At 55.5% G+C, this 16,198-nt stretch carries 15 protein-coding genes; 13 read left to right on the forward strand and 2 right to left on the reverse strand.

The window, feature by feature from the left end; genetic code table 11:
• Positions 1-12: 12 nt before the first annotated feature.
• Together rnc and lepB are read right to left on the reverse strand one after the other, a co-directional pair.
• Positions 13-708 carry a ribonuclease III gene (gene rnc, locus ABJ205_RS06425; protein WP_348155629.1) on the reverse strand — a complete coding sequence of 232 codons (696 nt, stop codon included), beginning with the start codon at positions 706-708 and terminating at the stop codon, positions 13-15.
• A complete protein-coding gene (gene lepB / locus ABJ205_RS06430) occupies positions 705-1,586 on the reverse strand; it encodes a signal peptidase I (RefSeq protein WP_348155627.1) in 882 nt (293 codons plus the stop codon). The genes rnc and lepB overlap by 4 nt, the downstream gene beginning before the upstream one ends.
• 49 nt (positions 1,587-1,635) lie before the next feature.
• Between lepB and pgi the strand changes: the two genes are divergently transcribed.
• From pgi to scpA, 13 genes are all read left to right on the forward strand, one after another.
• Entirely contained in the window at positions 1,636-3,198 is a 1,563-nt protein-coding gene (pgi, locus tag ABJ205_RS06435; RefSeq protein ID WP_348155625.1) for a glucose-6-phosphate isomerase, read from the forward strand.
• A 63-nt stretch (positions 3,199-3,261) separates the two neighbouring features.
• Positions 3,262-3,849: a hypothetical protein gene (locus ABJ205_RS06440; RefSeq protein ID WP_348155624.1), complete on the forward strand. Its 588-nt coding sequence runs from the start codon at positions 3,262-3,264 to the stop codon at positions 3,847-3,849.
• Between the two features lie 431 nt (positions 3,850-4,280).
• On the forward strand, positions 4,281-5,768 hold the full coding sequence (locus tag ABJ205_RS06445; RefSeq protein ID WP_348155622.1) for a DEAD/DEAH box helicase: 1,488 nt from the start codon (positions 4,281-4,283) through the stop codon (positions 5,766-5,768).
• A gap of 130 nt (positions 5,769-5,898) precedes the next feature.
• Positions 5,899-6,927: a hypothetical protein gene (locus tag ABJ205_RS06450; protein WP_348155619.1), complete on the forward strand. Its 1,029-nt coding sequence runs from the start codon at positions 5,899-5,901 to the stop codon at positions 6,925-6,927.
• Positions 6,928-7,015: 88 nt separating this feature from the next.
• Entirely contained in the window at positions 7,016-8,368 is a 1,353-nt protein-coding gene (gene gorA, locus ABJ205_RS06455; RefSeq protein WP_348155617.1) for a glutathione-disulfide reductase, read from the forward strand.
• Positions 8,369-8,449: 81 nt separating this feature from the next.
• Complete coding sequence (locus ABJ205_RS06460) at positions 8,450-9,475, forward strand: NAD-dependent epimerase/dehydratase family protein (protein WP_348155616.1); 1,026 nt, start codon at positions 8,450-8,452, stop codon at positions 9,473-9,475.
• A gap of 13 nt (positions 9,476-9,488) precedes the next feature.
• Positions 9,489-10,211: an SDR family NAD(P)-dependent oxidoreductase gene (locus tag ABJ205_RS06465; RefSeq protein ID WP_348155614.1), complete on the forward strand. Its 723-nt coding sequence runs from the start codon at positions 9,489-9,491 to the stop codon at positions 10,209-10,211.
• A 78-nt stretch (positions 10,212-10,289) separates the two neighbouring features.
• Positions 10,290-11,822, forward strand: coding sequence for an acyl-CoA carboxylase subunit beta (locus ABJ205_RS06470; RefSeq protein ID WP_348155613.1), 1,533 nt, complete (start codon positions 10,290-10,292; stop codon positions 11,820-11,822).
• Positions 11,819-12,118 (forward strand): hypothetical protein, encoded by a 300-nt coding sequence (locus tag ABJ205_RS06475; protein ID WP_348155612.1) that lies wholly within the window; start codon positions 11,819-11,821, stop codon positions 12,116-12,118. Before ABJ205_RS06470 ends, ABJ205_RS06475 begins: the two co-directional genes overlap by 4 nt.
• 88 nt (positions 12,119-12,206) lie before the next feature.
• Positions 12,207-12,425, forward strand: coding sequence for a hypothetical protein (locus ABJ205_RS06480; protein WP_348155610.1), 219 nt, complete (start codon positions 12,207-12,209; stop codon positions 12,423-12,425).
• A 14-nt stretch (positions 12,426-12,439) separates the two neighbouring features.
• Complete coding sequence (gene mce, locus ABJ205_RS06485) at positions 12,440-12,877, forward strand: methylmalonyl-CoA epimerase (RefSeq protein ID WP_348155609.1); 438 nt, start codon at positions 12,440-12,442, stop codon at positions 12,875-12,877.
• A gap of 137 nt (positions 12,878-13,014) precedes the next feature.
• Positions 13,015-13,800, forward strand: a complete 786-nt coding sequence (locus ABJ205_RS06490) for an enoyl-CoA hydratase-related protein (RefSeq protein ID WP_348155607.1) — start codon at positions 13,015-13,017, stop codon at positions 13,798-13,800.
• Positions 13,801-13,866: 66 nt separating this feature from the next.
• Positions 13,867-16,017 (forward strand): methylmalonyl-CoA mutase, encoded by a 2,151-nt coding sequence (scpA, locus tag ABJ205_RS06495; protein WP_348155604.1) that lies wholly within the window; start codon positions 13,867-13,869, stop codon positions 16,015-16,017.
• Positions 16,018-16,198: the final 181 nt, after the last annotated feature.

The following is a 16,198-nucleotide window of genomic DNA, read 5'->3' on the forward strand; positions in this document are numbered from 1 at the left end:
GGATGGTTTGTCTCAGCCAAATTTTTCAAGAAACGCCTTAGCTGCGAGTTTTTCCGCTTCGCTTTTGCTCGTTGCGTCGGCCTCAGCTTCGCCCACATTGTGGATGCGCACCGTCACTGTAAAACGAGAGGCATGGTCAGGCCCGCTGCGCCCAGTCACATCGTAATGCGGCATGGCGCGTTTGTTATGTGCAGCCCATTCTTGCAGCGCGCTTTTGGGGTGCTTTGCTCTTCCGGCATCACCCGAAAGGTCGCTTTCCCAAAGGGCGAGAATCACATCGCGCGTGTTGTCAAAACCGTTGTCGAGGAAACTTGCTCCGATCAGGGCCTCCATCACATCGCCAAGGATATTATCACTATCGGCCCCGCCATCTTCGCGCGCCTGTTTTCCAAGGCGCACATGATCGGGCATGCCAATACCCTTGGCAATGCGAGCACAGGTTCGCCCACTGACCAGAGCATTCAATCGCTGAGAGAGTTGTCCTTCGTCCCGGTCACTTGCGCGGAAAAGCCAGCTGGCAACTGCCAATCCAAGGACGCGGTCGCCCAAAAATTCCAGCCGTTGATAATCGCGGGCGTGATCGGTTTGCGACGGGCTGCCCGAGTTAAAACTTCCATGGGTGAGCGCTTCGAGCCAGATTGCCTCTGTCTTGACCGTAAAGCCTGCTGATTTGAGCCAGACTTGAGTTTCTTTGGAGAGTTCACTCATAGCAATGTTCCAATCCTGTCCCATCGTACGGTCGAAAACCAGCTAATCGGGTTATACCAAACTGCGCTGCCATCGCTCGACCATAAGATGATTGAAGCCTCGCCGACTAGCAGGTCTTGATTGACGATACCCACTGCATCTCCGCTACGGGCTGCAAAGCGGCTGTCGCGTGAGTTATCGCGGCTGTCCCCCATCACGAACATATGGCCATCGGGTATAATGGTGGCGGCAAAATTGTCGCCTCCATGACTTCCAAAATCGAGGACATTAAATTCGCGTCCGCCCGGCAGTGTTTCACGGTATTGGGCATAGCGGCAAAGCACAACGTCATCTGCGCCGCGCTCTTCGTGTCCGCCCCAAGCGCATCCCGTATTAGGGGAAAGCTCAATTGCAAAATCGGACAAGGGTTCAAGCGGCAAAGGCGCTCCATTAAGGATCACTACCCCATCCACGACCGCTATACGGTCGCCGGGCAAAGCAATCACGCGTTTGATATAATCGGCCCCGTCCACAGGGTGTTTGAATATGACAATATCACCGCGTTCCGGCTCACCAGCAAAAATCCGTCCCGGAATGATGGGCGCGTCAAACGGAAGGGAGTGATTTGAGAATCCATAAGGCCATTTTGCAGCAAGCAATAGGTCACCATTCATAAGGCGTGGTAACATGCTTTCTGACGGAATTGAGAAGGGTGCAAAGATGAAACTGCGGAAGATCAGGACCGCGATTAAAAGCTGAATCAGGAAAAGTGCGAAGCTTTTTGGGGTCTCTTTCTTCGCCGCTCTTTGGGCGACCAGCGCAGACGTATTCGCGCTTTCCCCATGGGACTGGAGGGAAGACGAAGATGCACTTTCTTGTGTATGGGCTTTACCATCCATAATCGTCCCCTTACTCGCACCTATCTCCTGCGCATAGAGGTTTTGCCCAATGATTACTTCGCCAAGCTCACTTACTTCCGCCAAAGCAATTTGGGCGCGCCTTTCACAAGGCGAAAGCAAGACGCTCGCTGAAATATTTGCGAGCGATGAGAGCCGCCTCTCCAAGATGAGCCAGCGGCTTGAATTTGACTTGGGGGATGCGGGGCCGATGGGGATTTTGCTCGATTGGTCGAAGACGCATTTGGATGACGCTGAGCTTTCCGCGTTTGAGGAGCTTGCCGAGGTCATGGGCTTTGCCGATTGCAGAGAGGCGCTGTTCGGCGGCGGGATTGTGAACCCGACGGAAGGGCGCCCTGCGACCCACGGTGCGATGCGAGGAAGCGGGACTGAGGCGGATTGCGAAGAGGCGGATCAACTGCTGCAACGCATGGGTATGCTAGTGGGCGCGATCCACGAAGGCGCGTTTGGTAAGGTTGAACACCTCATCCACATCGGCATTGGCGGCTCTGCCCTGGGGCCAGACCTTGCGATTGACGCGCTCACCCGCGATTTGAAGCTGGTCGATGTGCATGTGGTGTCGAACATTGATGGCCTTGCTTTGGAGCAGGCTTTTGCCGCGTGTGACCCAGAGACAACGATGATTGCGATCGCGTCCAAGACGTTCACGACGACTGAGACGATGACCAATGCGTCCAGCGCGTTAAGGTGGCTTGCCGACAACAAAGTCGACGACCCTAGCGGGCGCGTTGTGGCTTTGACGGCGAACCCTGAAAAGGCGGTGGAGTGGGGCGTTGATGAAACCCGCATCCTGCCGTTCCCAGAAAGTGTTGGCGGACGGTATTCGCTGTGGTCGAGCATTGGTTTCCCGCTCGCATTGGCGGTGGGCATGGACGACTTCACCGCGTTTTTGGCGGGCGCGCAAGGAATGGACACCCATTTCCGCGAAACCGAGGGCAGGGCGAACGGGCCACTGCTCGCAGCATTCGGGGACCTGTATTATTCGCGTGTCCGCGGTTGTCAGACCCGCGCCGTGTTCGCCTATGACGAACGCTTGGCGCTGCTCCCCGATTACCTCCAGCAGCTGGAGATGGAGAGCAATGGCAAGTCTGTGACGTCATCTGGCGAGCCCGTCGATGCGCCGACAGCCGCGATCACATGGGGCGGGGTAGGCACCGATGCACAGCATGCGGTGTTCCAGCTCCTCCACCAAGGGACGCATTTGATCCCAGTAGACTTCATCGCCAGCATCGCGCCCGGAGACGAACTAGACCCCGCGCACCACAAGGCGCTGTTGTCGAACTGTTTTGCCCAAGGCGCGGCATTGATGGCAGGCGGCAATATGAGCGCGGATGGGAAAGACCCGGCGCGCGGATTTGCGGGCGACCGGCCTTCTGCGACGATCTTGGTCGATGACTTGGATGCTGCGACTTTGGGCGCGCTCATCGCCTTCCACGAACACCGCGTGTTTGCAGGCGCGGTCCTCATGGGCATCAACCCCTTCGACCAATTCGGCGTCGAGCTGGGCAAGAAGATGGCGAAAGAGGTTGAAAGCGGGGAAGGGGATTTGGATGCGAGTACTAGGGCGCTGATGGAAGCGGCGGGGTTGGGTTGATAAGAGTTTCGTTTTCGAACACGGTGTAAGGTGAAAAATAGCCTGATTCGAAGGGGAAGAGAATTGGCAAAAGTTATCCAAACAAGCTCGGGAACTTTCGCATCAGATGGCCTAATCGGCATGCAAATCGAGAATCCCCTGATTACGGTTATTCCACGGGTTGTCGGATTGCCATTGATCTTGTTTGGACTGTTGATGTTAGGTGTCGGGGTTTATTTTGTGTTCACGGACACCGTCCCTGACATCGGTGAGGCAGTTGGCTTTTGGGGCGTCACCGGAGCAATTTTCTTAGCTCTTTTTGCTCTCTTTATGTTCTTGGGTATCGCTACGATAATTGGAAGCGTAGGGCTGGATCTGCTTTTGTTGAGAAAGCCAGATACTATCTACATCGTTCTTGTGGGATTGTTCCTCTTTGCGGCTGCGATCAGTTCGTGGACTAGTCCTATGGGGAGCAACCCTAACGACGCCACTGGATTCTTCGTCCTGCTTTACACGATCGCGCTGGGAAGTTCTTATTTTATAGTGACACTGAGAAACTTGCGATTGAAGTACGCCGGTAGTGATATGGTCGCAAAGCACCTGCAAGAAGCTGAAGCCAAAGCTTTGGTTACGGACCATCAACATCTCATTGGACAAAAAGCGACAGCATAATGAAGTTGAGCATTCTCGAATAGCCTCTCGCAAGATTGGCTCTTTCGTTCTCTTGCGGCTTATTCGAGCCCGCTAAGGTATCGCGTTGCAGCTTTTAATGTGACCGTTTGGTTTGTGCGCTGCCGCGCTTCGCTTATTGTAATGGTGAAAGGGCGGTAGTTACAATTTGATTGGCTCAGGGCGAACGGCTGGTGTTGACCAAGCGCTTGGACCGATTTTCTTTGACTTTTTGCGCTGCAACATCCATCTGGGCCGCCAACACGAAACGCACACCTAAGGCAGCGTGAAGCGGCGGCTCTCATTTGAACCCGCCCCGGCCAAGCGTTTCACCACAAACCCCTACAGCTTCCCATTTCACGCGGGCGGTTCTTTGAACCCGCGCTTCGCACCGCCACTTTTGCGCGTGCGCATCGCACATATTGCGAGTCATTATGACCACAACTGATACAAAAACTTTCGACGACCTCGGGCTGTCACAGCCCATTCTTCAGGCCCTCGACCTTCAAAATTATACCACTCCCACACCGATCCAAGCACAGGCTATTCCGCCCGTCCTTGAGGGGCGCGATCTTTTAGGGATTGCGCAAACGGGCACCGGGAAAACGGCGGCCTTTATGCTGCCCTCCATCGACCGGCTGCGCGAGAGCGATAACCAGATCCCGTTCAAATCCTGCCGCATGTTGGTGCTTGCGCCAACGCGTGAGCTGGTTCAGCAAATCGCGGTCTCTGCCAAAGACTATGGCGCGCTTGCAGGGCTGAAGGTGCAAAACATCGTGGGCGGCACTTCGGTCAATAAAGACCGCAACAAACTCCACCGCGGCACCGATATTTTGATCGCGACACCGGGACGCTTGCTCGATCTGATCGATCAGAAAGCGTTTAACCTGAACAGCGTCGAAGTGCTCGTTCTGGACGAGGCGGATCAGATGATGGACCTTGGGTTTGTCCATGCGCTTCGCCGGATTAACGAGCTTGTGCCCAAAGAGCGCCAGACCCTGTTTTTCAGCGCCACAATGCCCAAGGCGATTAAAGAGCTGGTCAAGAACTATTGCCGCAATCCGGTGCAGGTCTCTGTGACGCCTGAGAGCACAACAGCCGAGCGAGTAGAGCAATACATATTCATGGTGCAGAAGGATGAGAAGCAGTCGCTTCTCGATATGATCCTTTCTGGACGCCACCGTGTACCGGGCAACTTTGAGCGTATCCTGATCTTCACCCGGACAAAGCACGGCGCGGACCGTGTTGTGAAGAAATTGCGCCAAAGCGGGATTGAATCGAATGCCATTCACGGCAACAAATCCCAACCTCAGCGCCAGCGTGCGCTAGATGAGTTTCGCCGGGGTAAAACCAGCGTTCTGATCGCCACCGATGTGGCCGCACGCGGGATCGATATTCCGGGCGTCTCCCACGTCATCAACTATGAACTTCCCAATGTGCCGGAACAATATGTGCACCGCATCGGCCGCACAGCGCGAGCGGGTAAAGACGGCGTCGCAATCGCGTTTTGTGGTGAGGATGAACGTTCTTACCTCAAGGACATTCGCAAAGTCACCAAGGTGGAATTAGATCGGCTTGATCTACCGGAGAACTTCCGTGCAGTGGTCGAAGGCGAAGGTCCGACAAAACCTGAAACGCGCGGCGCAACGCGGGTTTCAAAGAAAAAAGTCAGGCCGAGGCCTGCCGGGCAAAACCCAAGCAAAGGTCAGGGCGCCGGTGATGGATCACGCAAATCTAAGAAGCCAAAGCCCAAGCACGGCGCTCGTAAGGGAAAACCTCAAGGAAAACTGGGGGGACGTCCACAGGGCGGCAAACCCGGAGGCCAGCGCCCTGGCGGAAAGCCCGGCGGCAGCCGCAGGCGTCATAGTGGTGGCGGTGGCGGTGGCGGCGGCGGTGGTGGCGGTCGTCCACGCCAAGGGTAAGGCTAACTCCTTGTCACATTGGGTAAAATTTATTCAATGCATTGGCAGAATTTAAACTGAAATTAAGCATAAGGCCTCTAACTGGCGCTTCACAGTAGAAGCACGCCATTTAGGGACCTTTTTTGCGCTTATGATCCGCACCGATACAACATTGATTATTGGCGCCGGGGCAAATCGCGAGATCGAGATGCCTGACGGTACTGAACTGCTTAACAAGATCGCCTCGGGATATGAGTTTGAACGGCTCAATTCCGAAGTTAAATCGCGTGACCTTGTAAGCTTGGCTCACCTGTTTGAACGCGTCGCCCCGGAATTCGGGATGACCTATGACCAATTGGTCGACGGGGCAAAGGCCATTCGCGACGCGACATTGGTCAGTACCAATATCGATGCGATCCTTGAACAATATGGTCATGATCCAGCGGTTCAAGCCGCTGGTAAACTCGCCATCGTTTATTACACACTTCAGGCAGAATCGAAGTCGACGCTTGCAGTAGAGCCTCGTTCTGCCGAAGAATTGCCTTTGAGGGGTTCGGAAAATTGGTTGTTCCAACTGGGCCAGCTTATCGTTAAAGGCGTGCCGCGGGCACGCGCGGAAGAGTGCTTTGAAAAGCTCTCTATCGTTTGCTTCAACTACGACCGCGCAATCGAACATTATCTGCCATGGGTGGTACAACGCGCATTCGGCATGTCGATTGAAGAGGCGCAAGAATTGGTCGCTGGGCGGCTTCGTATTGTTCACCCTTACGGTGTTGCCGGACGTTTGCCGTGGCAGGGCGACGATGAAAATGGTGCGGTTTGGGGCGATGTGGATGCAGACAATATTGTCGCGCTTTCCCGCCGGATTTTCACCGCAAGCCAACGCGAGAAATCGCGCCAGTTCCGTTCGTATTTGCGTGCAGAGATGTCTCGCGGGAAACGGCTCGGTTTCCTTGGCTTTGGTTTTGACCCGATGAATGTCGCCATGCTTTTTGATGAGCTGGAACACGAAAACCCCGATATGCTTATCACGCTGATGAATATTGGTGATGTGGAGCAAAAGGCGATACTTCGCCTGATCCATCGGCTTACCGGGATCACGGATGATGGCCTCATCACGCTTGAGAATATGAAGGCTTTTGAGCTCTTGCGCGATTATGGGCGTTTCCTCGAAAGCTGAGGCCTGAGGCTTGAGGCTTGAGGCTTGAGGCTTGGCAATCGGCTAACGGACCGCCATATCGCTTTCCAACACCAAGGGAGCGCTTTGAATGGCTGACACTACCTACGATTTCGATCTTTTCACGATTGGCGCAGGCTCAGGCGGCGTCCGCGCTAGCCGGATTGCGGGCGGGTACGGCGCGAAAGTCGGGATTGCGGAAGAGCACCGCTACGGCGGCACCTGTGTCATTCGCGGCTGCGTGCCGAAGAAGATGCTGGTGAACGCATCCATGTTCGCTGAGGAGTTGAGCCATGCTCATCACAAAGGCTGGACGCTTAAAGACAACAGTTTTGATTGGGCCACTTTGCGCGATTTTGTGAACGGTGATGTGGACCGTTTGGAAGGACTTTATGGTCAAACTCTTGGCGGGGCCGGCGTTGAAAGTTTCTCAGAACGCGCAACAATCACTGGCCCGCATACGGTGCGCCTTGCCAGCGGCCGTGAGGTTACGGCGAAATACATCCTTGTCGCAACCGGGGGTGAACCTGTGGTGCCTGCATTCGAGGGTTCTGAGCATAGCATCACCTCGAACGAAATCTTCTACCTCGACGAATTTCCTAAACGCCTGATGGTGATGGGCGGCGGCTATATCGCGCTTGAATTTGCAGGCATATTCAACGCGCTTGGCGCGGATGTAACTCTTGTGAACCGGTCTGACACAATCCTGCGCACTTATGAGCAGGAGATCGTGAAGCGCCTGCCTCCGGTTATGGAAGCGCGCGGGATTGACCTGCAATTGGGTGCACAAATCGAGAAAGTGGAAAAAGCCGAAGACGGCTCGCTCAATGTCACCCTCACGAATGGTACGACCAAACAGGTCGACCAGATCCTTGTCGCAACGGGCCGTCGCCCGCGTGTCGAAGGCTTGGGCCTTGAACATGCTGGGATTGAGCTTGGCGCCAAAGGTGAAATTCCGGTCGACAAGTTTTCGAAAACGTCGTGCGACAGCATCTATGCCGTGGGCGATGTGACGGACCGCGTGCAATTGACCCCAGTTGCGATCCGCGAAGGTCACGCGCTGGCTGATAGCCTGTTTGGCGGGAATGAACGCTATGTCGACCATTCCTGCATCGCGACTGCTGTCTTCTCTCAGCCCTCTATCGCAAGTGTGGGTATGACCGAAGAAGAGGCCCGTGAAGCCCATGGTGAGATCAATATCTACAAATCGGATTTCCGTCCGATGAAGAACATATTCTCAGACCGGGCGGAGCGCGGGCTCTACAAGATGATTACCGATGCTGCGACAGATAAGGTCGTTGGGCTTCACATGATCGGCCCGGAAAGCGCTGAGATTATTCAGGCAGCAGCGGTGGCAATCAAAGCAGGGTTGACCAAGGCTGACTTTGACGCGACGACGGCGATTCACCCAACCATGGCTGAGGAATTGGTGCTTCTAAAATAGAAGTACTTTCTTCGTTCATTTGCCGATTGGCACTCACAGCGCTAGCTCTCTTCTTCGAGAGAACTAAGGGAGGGTCCGACCATGGCAAAAACTGCACTCGTTACCGGGGGAACAGGCTACATCGCTGGCGAGCTGATCCGGCAATTGTTGGTGAAGGATTGGACTGTGCACACCACCGTGCGCAACAGGGCCAAAAGCGAAGAATTGCTTCGAAGGCGTTTGGGCAATCCTGGCAAGGATAAGGTCAAAGTCTTCGAAGCGGAGTTGATGTCGGATGATGGCTGGGCGCAGGCTGTCGCTGGTTGTACACATATGGCCCACGTCGCCTCGCCCATTGCAGCATCAACCCCCAAAGACGAAAACGATATGATCGTGCCTGCACGTGAAGGCACTTTGCGGGCGCTGCGCTTTGCAAAAGAGGCAGGCGTTAAACGCTTTGTCCAAACAAGTTCGATGGCCGCGGTCGCTTATGGTCGCAGCGAAAAGGACTACACCGTTACCGAAGCGGACTGGACCGATATTACCCACCCCGATGTCTACCCTTACGTCAAATCTAAAACCATTGCAGAACGTGCTGCGCGCGATTGGATGAAGGCGGAAGGCGGAGATATGGAGTTTGTTTCGGTCAACCCATCCATGGTGATTGGCCCGGTGGACGATCCCGATTTCTCGCCCTCCGTCGAAGCTGTCCGTCAATTGCTTGCAGGGGAGGTGCCGATGGCGCCCGACCTTGGTTTTGCCATTGTTGACACACGAGATACCGCCGCCTTGCATGTCAAATGCCTCGAAGAACCGGGCCTTGACGGCGAGCGCTTCCTCGCAGCGGGCAAGTTTTACAAGTTCATTGATGTCGCCGAGATGCTGAAAGATGGCTTGCCGGCTGAGCACACAAAGAAGGTGCCAACGCGTGTCATGCCCAATTTCCTTGTCCACATTCTTAGCCTGTTCAACGCAGGCATTCGCTCGATCAAAAGCGAGCTTGGCAAAAGCCGTCATTGCAATGTGGATCACGCGAAAGAGCGGCTAGGCTGGGAAACACGGTCCGCCAAAGAAAGCGTGGTCGACTGTGCCAAGTCATTGATTGAGCATGGCGTAGTGAAAGTGTGAGGCTGGCAAGCGTATGAACATTGTTGGAAAAAAGGTCCTGCTTACCGGCGGCAGTGCAGGGATTGGCAAGGCGCTCGCGTTCCAGCTGCAAGCGGGAGGCGCGGATGTCACTGTCACTGGTCGCAACGTCCAAAGGCTTGCTGAACTGCGCACCCAAGGCTTTGGCGCGATTGAGGCGGACCTGTCCAATGCACAAGGGGTCGACGCTCTGATTGCGGAATGGGGTAAGAAGGATCTCGATATCCTCATCAACAATGCGGGGATGGGGGTTGAAACCAACTATGCGGAAGGGAAGGTCGATCCAGACGATGCCGATGCATGCTTTTACGCCAACCTGTCCGCACCGGCGCGTTTGACCGGCGGATTGCTAAGATGGCTTAGGAAACGTCCAGAGGCCTCGATTGTTTTTGTAACGTCGGGCCTTGCACTTGCCCCGAGCAAAGACGCGGCGGTCTATTGCGCGACAAAAGCGGGACTTCGCAGTTTTGCGTTTTCTTTGCGCGCACAATTCAAGAATGAACCTGTGCATGTAATTGAGGCGCTGCCGCCAATGGTCGATACGCAAATGACCTCTGCTTACGATGTGTCCAAGATGAGCCCAGAGCACTGCGCAGGCGATATTCTTGATGCGATAAAGCGGAACAAGGCCGAGGTGCACATTGGGCAAACCCGTCTTTTGCGCTTTGTTCAAGGGATATCGCCGTCGCTCGCACGGCGGATAATGCTGAACCTTTGATAAGTTGACGCTTAGCTGCCGCTGCGGCAACGAGCATCCAAACATTCGAATATCCAAACAGAGACAGGGGCCTCTTTAATGTCTGCCAATATCGCTGAAATGGAACGCAAACGCGAAGCTGCCAAAATGGGCGGCGGGCAAAAGCGCATTGATGCACAGCACGCCAAGGGCAAGCTGACCGCGCGCGAGCGTTTGGACGTGCTCCTGGACGAAGGGTCTTTCGAAGAGATCGACACTTATGTTGAGCATGATTGCGTCGACTTTGGCATGGAAACGCAGAAGATCCCCGGCGACGGCGTGGTCACGGGTTCGGGCACGATCAATGGCCGTCTTGTCTATGTCTTCAGCCAAGATTTCACCGTCTTCGGCGGCTCTTTGTCAAAACGTCACGCAGAGAAAATCTGCAAGATGATGGACACCGCGATGAAAGTGGGTGCGCCCGTAATCGGCATTAACGACAGCGGCGGTGCGCGTATTCAGGAAGGTGTGGCCTCGCTTGGCGGATATGCCGATGTGTTCCAGAAAAACGTGCTGGCCAGCGGCGTGATCCCTCAGATCAGCCTTATCATGGGCCCATGTGCAGGGGGCGCTGTGTACTCGCCTGCCATGACCGACTTCATCTTTATGGTGAAGGACAGCAGCTACATGTTCGTGACCGGTCCCGACGTGGTGAAGACCGTCACAAATGAGGAAGTCACGCAGGAAGAGCTAGGCGGGGCGATTACCCACACGACCAAAACTTCCGTTGCCGATATCGCGTTTGAGAACGACGTTGAAACGCTGCTCGCGACGCGCGAATTCTTCAACTACCTGCCATTGTCCAACCGTGAGGAAGCGCCAGAGCTTCCCACCAATGACCCGTGGGACCGGTTGGAACCATCGCTCGACACGATCATCCCGGACAATGCGAACCAGCCTTATGACATGCATGAGGTGATCAAGAAGACTTTGGATGAGGGCGAGTTTTTCGAAATTCAGCCTGCGCATGCCGCCAATATCATCTGCGGCTTTGGACGGGTTGAGGGACGCACAGTGGGCGTTGTTGCAAACCAACCGATGGTGCTTGCAGGTGTGCTCGATATTGCATCCTCGAAGAAAGCGGCGCGCTTTGTGCGGTTCTGCGATGCGTTTGAAATTCCGATCGTGACCTTTGTCGATGTCCCCGGCTTCCTGCCCGGCACAGCCCAAGAAATGGGCGGCATCATCAAACACGGCGCAAAGCTGTTGTTTGCATACGGCGAGGCAACCGTGCCCAAGATCACGATCATCACCCGCAAAGCTTACGGCGGCGCATACGATGTGATGGCGTCAAAGCACCTTCGCGGCGACCTCAATCTGGCATGGCCCACCGCAGAGATCGCGGTGATGGGCGCGAAAGGCGCGGTGGAGATTATCTTCCGCCAAGACCGCGGCGATGCGGAGAAGATCGCGGAAAAGACCAAGGAATACGAAGACCGCTTTGCCAACCCGTTTGTCGCGGCGAGCCGTGGGTATATTGACGAAGTAATCCACCCGCATTCGACGCGGCGTAGGGTTGCACAGGGGCTCAGAAGGCTGCGGACCAAGCAGTTGGAGAACCCTTGGAAGAAGCATGATAATATTCCGTTGTGACAACTGTTGAAGCCATCTTATTCGATCTGCTCGCCGATAAGAGCGAGTGGTGGGCTGGTGAGTTGCAGACTGTCACTGGATTTTACATCGCCGAGTATGAAGGCTTGTCCAGCCGAATTTCTGATCCGCACTATCAACTCAATGCGTCGGACCGGATGTTACTTCACGGAGCGTCGACCGGGCTGATTTACAGTGATCCGCCTTATCTTGAAGCTCGGGAAGTTAAGTCTCTTTTTGGAGAAGATTGGATCCAAAAGGTAGATGAATTCGGACAGTTGATGAGCGGAAAGCGATGATCATTCATTGTCATTGTGAGCGCAGCGAAGCAATCCAGAGTGGCGTGCGCAACGCTCTAGATTGCCACGTCGCCTATGGCTCCTCGCAATGACGAACGACATCATGCCTGAGCTCTCACTTCCCATCGCAACATTCCTTGCCACCTCCGCCTGCGCCATCATCGCCTATCGCATCCGTCGAAGCCCGGACAATTGGCACATTGATGAAGAGACAAAGGAACTGCGCTTCCACAATTGGCCCAGCATCGCCATTTTCGCTTGCATTGGCATCATGTGCGCGCTCACTGGCTACCTACTAATTCTCTGACCGCCGGAGCACAAATGAAACTAGGCCGCCTAAACCACATCGGGATCGCAACCCCCTCTATCGCTGACAGCATCGCGCATTACCGCGATTGCTTGGGCGCGACCCAAATTACCGAGCCCTTTGATCTGCCTGAACAGGGCGTCAAAGTCTGCTTTGTCGACACTCCCACCGACAGCGGCCTCAATGGCACGCAGCTGGAACTCATCGAGCCGTTTGACGAAAGCTCCCCCATCAACGGCTTCCTTGCCAAGAACCCGGCTGGCGGACAGCACCATGTGTGCTTCGAAGTGCCCGATATCGAAGCGGCGCGCGCTGAATTTGAGGGACAAGGCAAGCGCATCCTTGGCCCAACGCGCATTGGCGCGCACGGCACGCCGATCTTCTTCCTGCACCCAAAAGATATGCAGGGCATGCTGACCGAGATTATGGAAACGCCAAAAGAGGGACACTAGGCGGCCTAAACAATCAAAGGCGGCACACTCAAAATTGACGTAGCGCGTCCCTGCGCACTTGTGTTGACGCCCACGTCAAGGCAAACAGTTTCCAAACGAAACGCAAAAAATCGAAGATTCTGGGAGAGAGCCAAGCCATGACATACGAAACCATCAAAGTGGAGCGCGAAGGCCCGCTGATGATCCTGACGCTGAATAAGCCGGATCGCTTGAACGCGATGGCCCCGCAAATGGCGGACGAAATCGGTCAGGCATTCTATGACTTGGGTGATGCACGCGCGGTTCTGATCACAGGTGAGGGCAAAGGCTTTTGCTCTGGCGCGGATCTTTCGGCACGCGGCGACGGGAGCGCTCTAGGCTCCAAAGGCGGCAGTCACGAAGCGCTCACCATGCATTACAGCCCCGCGATTAGTCAGCTGATCCGCGCTGAGGTTCCGGTGATCTGCGCGGTCAATGGTCCTGCTGCGGGTGTGGGGTGCTCACTTGCTCTGGCGGCGGATTTCACAATCGTCTCTAAGAAAGCCTATTTCCTTCAAGCCTTTGTCAATATCGGTCTTGTGCCTGATGGCGGCTCCACATGGCTTTTGACCCGCGCCATTGGCCGCGCGCGCGCGACCCGTATGATGATGCTGGGCGAGAAAATTGGCGGCGAACAGGCTGAGGCGTGGGGCCTTGCTTACAAATGCGTTGAGCATGATGACTTGATGACCGAGGCCCGCGCATTGGCTGAAAAATTGGCCAATGGCCCAACGCTTGCGATCAGAACCATGAAGCGCAACATTGCTCTGGCCGCAGACGGCAGTTTGGAGCAGGTTTTCCTCGCCGAAGCAGAGGGCCAACGCCTTGCAGGTGCCAGCCAAGACGCGATGGAAGGCGGCATGGCCTTCCTGCAAAAGCGCAAGGCCGAATTCAAAGGCCAATAACCGCCTGTCAAACGAAAAGGGAGCGGTGCCTTTGCGCCGCTCCCTTTTTGATTCTAGAGGGTGCGCATGACTAAAAAACCGACTCCCGCTGATTGGAAGGCCCTCGCTGATAAAGAAGCCAAGGGCCGCGATCTCAACACGCAAACGCCTGAAGGGTTTGAGGTAAAGCCGCTTTACACAGCAGAGGACCATGAGGGCTGGGACCCTGGGCTTCCCGGATTTGCGCCATTCACGCGCGGGGTGAAGGCATCGATGTATGCAGGGCGCCCGTGGACGATCCGGCAATATGCAGGGTTCTCAACCGCTGAGGAATCGAATGCGTTTTACAGGCGCAATTTGGCGGCAGGGCAAAAGGGACTGTCGGTGGCTTTCGACCTTGCAACGCACCGCGGCTATGACAGCGATCACGGGCGCGTGGTGGGCGATGTCGGCAAGGCGGGCGTTGCGATTGACACGGTCGCGGATATGGAAATCCTGTTCGATCAAATCCCGCTCGACACCATGAGCGTTTCCATGACAATGAACGGCGCGGTGATCCCGATTCTGGCATTCTATATCGTCGCGGCTGAGCGTTCGGGCGTGAGCCAAGAGAAGCTCTCTGGCACGATCCAGAACGATATTCTCAAAGAGTTCATGGTCCGCAACACCTATATCTATCCGCCTGAACCTTCGATGCGGATTATCTCGGATATCATCGGATATACCTCGGCCAATATGCCGAAATTCAACAGCATTTCGATTTCCGGCTATCACATGCACGAAGCGGGTGCGACGGCCGTGCAGGAGCTTGCCTTCACCATTGCCGACGGCAAGGAATATGCGACCCGCGCGATGGCGACGGGGCTTGATATTGATGCCTTTGCAGGGCGTCTCTCGTTCTTCTTCGGCATCGGCATGAACTTCTTCATGGAGATCGCCAAACTGCGCGCGGCGCGCACGCTTTGGTATGAAGTGATGGATGGGCTGGGTGCAAAATCCGAACGCTCCAAAATGCTGCGTACCCACTGCCAGACCTCTGGTGTGAGCTTGCAAGAGCAAGACCCTTACAACAACGTTGTGCGCACGTGCGTTGAGGCAATGGCGGCGACGCTGGGCGGCACGCAGTCGCTCCACACCAACGCGCTTGACGAGGCGATTGCACTTCCCACCGACTTCTCCGCCCGCATTGCGCGCAACACCCAATTGGTGCTGCAAGAGGAAAGCGGGATCACCAATGTGGTCGATCCCCTTGGCGGCTCGCACTATATCGAAGCGCTCACTTCCAAACTTGTCGAGGATGCGCGTGTTCTCATGGCGGAAGTCGATGAAGCGGGCGGCATGACCAAATATGTCGGCACTGGCGCTCCTAAGGCTGAGATTGAGCGGGCGGCCGCCGAGAAGCAGACCATGATCGATCAGGGTAAGACCGTGATCGTGGGCGTGAACAAGTATAAGCCTGGCGAAGAAGAGCCGATCGACACACTCGAAGTCGATAACGCAGCAGTGCGGACGGGGCAGATCAAATGCCTCGCTGATGTGCGTAGCAAGCGTGATGAAGCGGCGTGCAGGGCAGCATTGAAGGCTCTGACCGAGGGCTCGGCGGGCAGCGCCAATGTTTTGCAACTGGCCGTCGATGCTGCGCGCCATGATGCGACTTTAGGTGAGATTTCTTCAGCTATGGAAGAGGTCTTTGGACGCCATGATGCCACGCCAAAGCCGGTCTCTGGCGTCTACAAAAGCGCTTACGAATTTGACCAGCGCTGGGCGCAGGTGACGGACGGCGTAGAGGCCGTGAGCCGCCGCTTGGGCCGAAGCCCTCGCATGATGGTCGCCAAAATGGGCCAAGACGGCCACGACCGCGGCGCGAATGTCATCGCTAGCGCCTTTGCCGATATGGGCTTTGAAATTGTTTCCGGCCCCTTGTTCCAAACACCTGAAGAAGCCTGCAAAATGGCTTTGGATAAGGATGTAGACGTGGTGGGCTGCTCCAGCCTTGCCGCTGGGCACAAGACGTTGATCCCGGAGATCATCCGTCACTTACGCGAGGCAGGCCGCCCCGATATCAAAGTCACCGCAGGCGGAGTGATCCCGCCGCAGGACTATGATTTCTTGCGCGAAGCAGGGGTGCAGGGGATATATGGACCGGGTTCCAATGTGGTGGAGTGTGCGGCGGATATTCTCACAATGCTGGGTCACAATATGCCGCCGCTCGGTGAGCTTGATGAGGCAGCGGAGTGAAACTCTTTGGAGGCGTCCTCTTTCTATTCGGCATGCTCTTTTCGCCAACAAAGCACTTTATGCTCAAATGTCACTGGAACCCGTGGGAGATCGGAATGGCGCAGTGTGAACAATTCAGGTTGATCTACTCAGCGTGGGGTTTCTTACCACTTGCTTTGGGAGCCTTGATCCTGCTTTGGCC

The sequence above is a fragment of the Erythrobacter sp. genome (genome assembly GCF_039988855.1).
Taxonomy (GTDB): Bacteria; Pseudomonadota; Alphaproteobacteria; order Sphingomonadales; family Sphingomonadaceae; genus Erythrobacter.

Bases quoted from the DNA above. Each gene is read 5' to 3' on its own strand.
- ABJ205_RS06460 (WP_348155616.1), top strand. From the start codon at position 8,450: ATGGCAAAAACTGCACTCGTTACCGGGGGAACAGGCTACATCGCTGGC.
- ABJ205_RS06445 (WP_348155622.1), top strand. From the start codon at position 4,281: ATGACCACAACTGATACAAAAACTTTCGACGACCTCGGGCTGTCACAG.
- gorA (WP_348155617.1), top strand. From the start codon at position 7,016: ATGGCTGACACTACCTACGATTTCGATCTTTTCACGATTGGCGCAGGC.
- ABJ205_RS06480 (WP_348155610.1), top strand. From the start codon at position 12,207: ATGACGAACGACATCATGCCTGAGCTCTCACTTCCCATCGCAACATTC.
- ABJ205_RS06465 (WP_348155614.1), top strand. From the start codon at position 9,489: ATGAACATTGTTGGAAAAAAGGTCCTGCTTACCGGCGGCAGTGCAGGG.
- ABJ205_RS06490 (WP_348155607.1), top strand. From the start codon at position 13,015: ATGACATACGAAACCATCAAAGTGGAGCGCGAAGGCCCGCTGATGATC.
- scpA (WP_348155604.1), top strand. From the start codon at position 13,867: ATGACTAAAAAACCGACTCCCGCTGATTGGAAGGCCCTCGCTGATAAA.
- lepB (WP_348155627.1), bottom strand. From the start codon at position 1,586: ATGGATGGTAAAGCCCATACACAAGAAAGTGCATCTTCGTCTTCCCTC.
- ABJ205_RS06470 (WP_348155613.1), top strand. From the start codon at position 10,290: ATGTCTGCCAATATCGCTGAAATGGAACGCAAACGCGAAGCTGCCAAA.
- ABJ205_RS06450 (WP_348155619.1), top strand. From the start codon at position 5,899: ATGATCCGCACCGATACAACATTGATTATTGGCGCCGGGGCAAATCGC.
- mce (WP_348155609.1), top strand. From the start codon at position 12,440: ATGAAACTAGGCCGCCTAAACCACATCGGGATCGCAACCCCCTCTATC.
- rnc (WP_348155629.1), bottom strand. From the start codon at position 708: ATGAGTGAACTCTCCAAAGAAACTCAAGTCTGGCTCAAATCAGCAGGC.
- pgi (WP_348155625.1), top strand. From the start codon at position 1,636: ATGATTACTTCGCCAAGCTCACTTACTTCCGCCAAAGCAATTTGGGCG.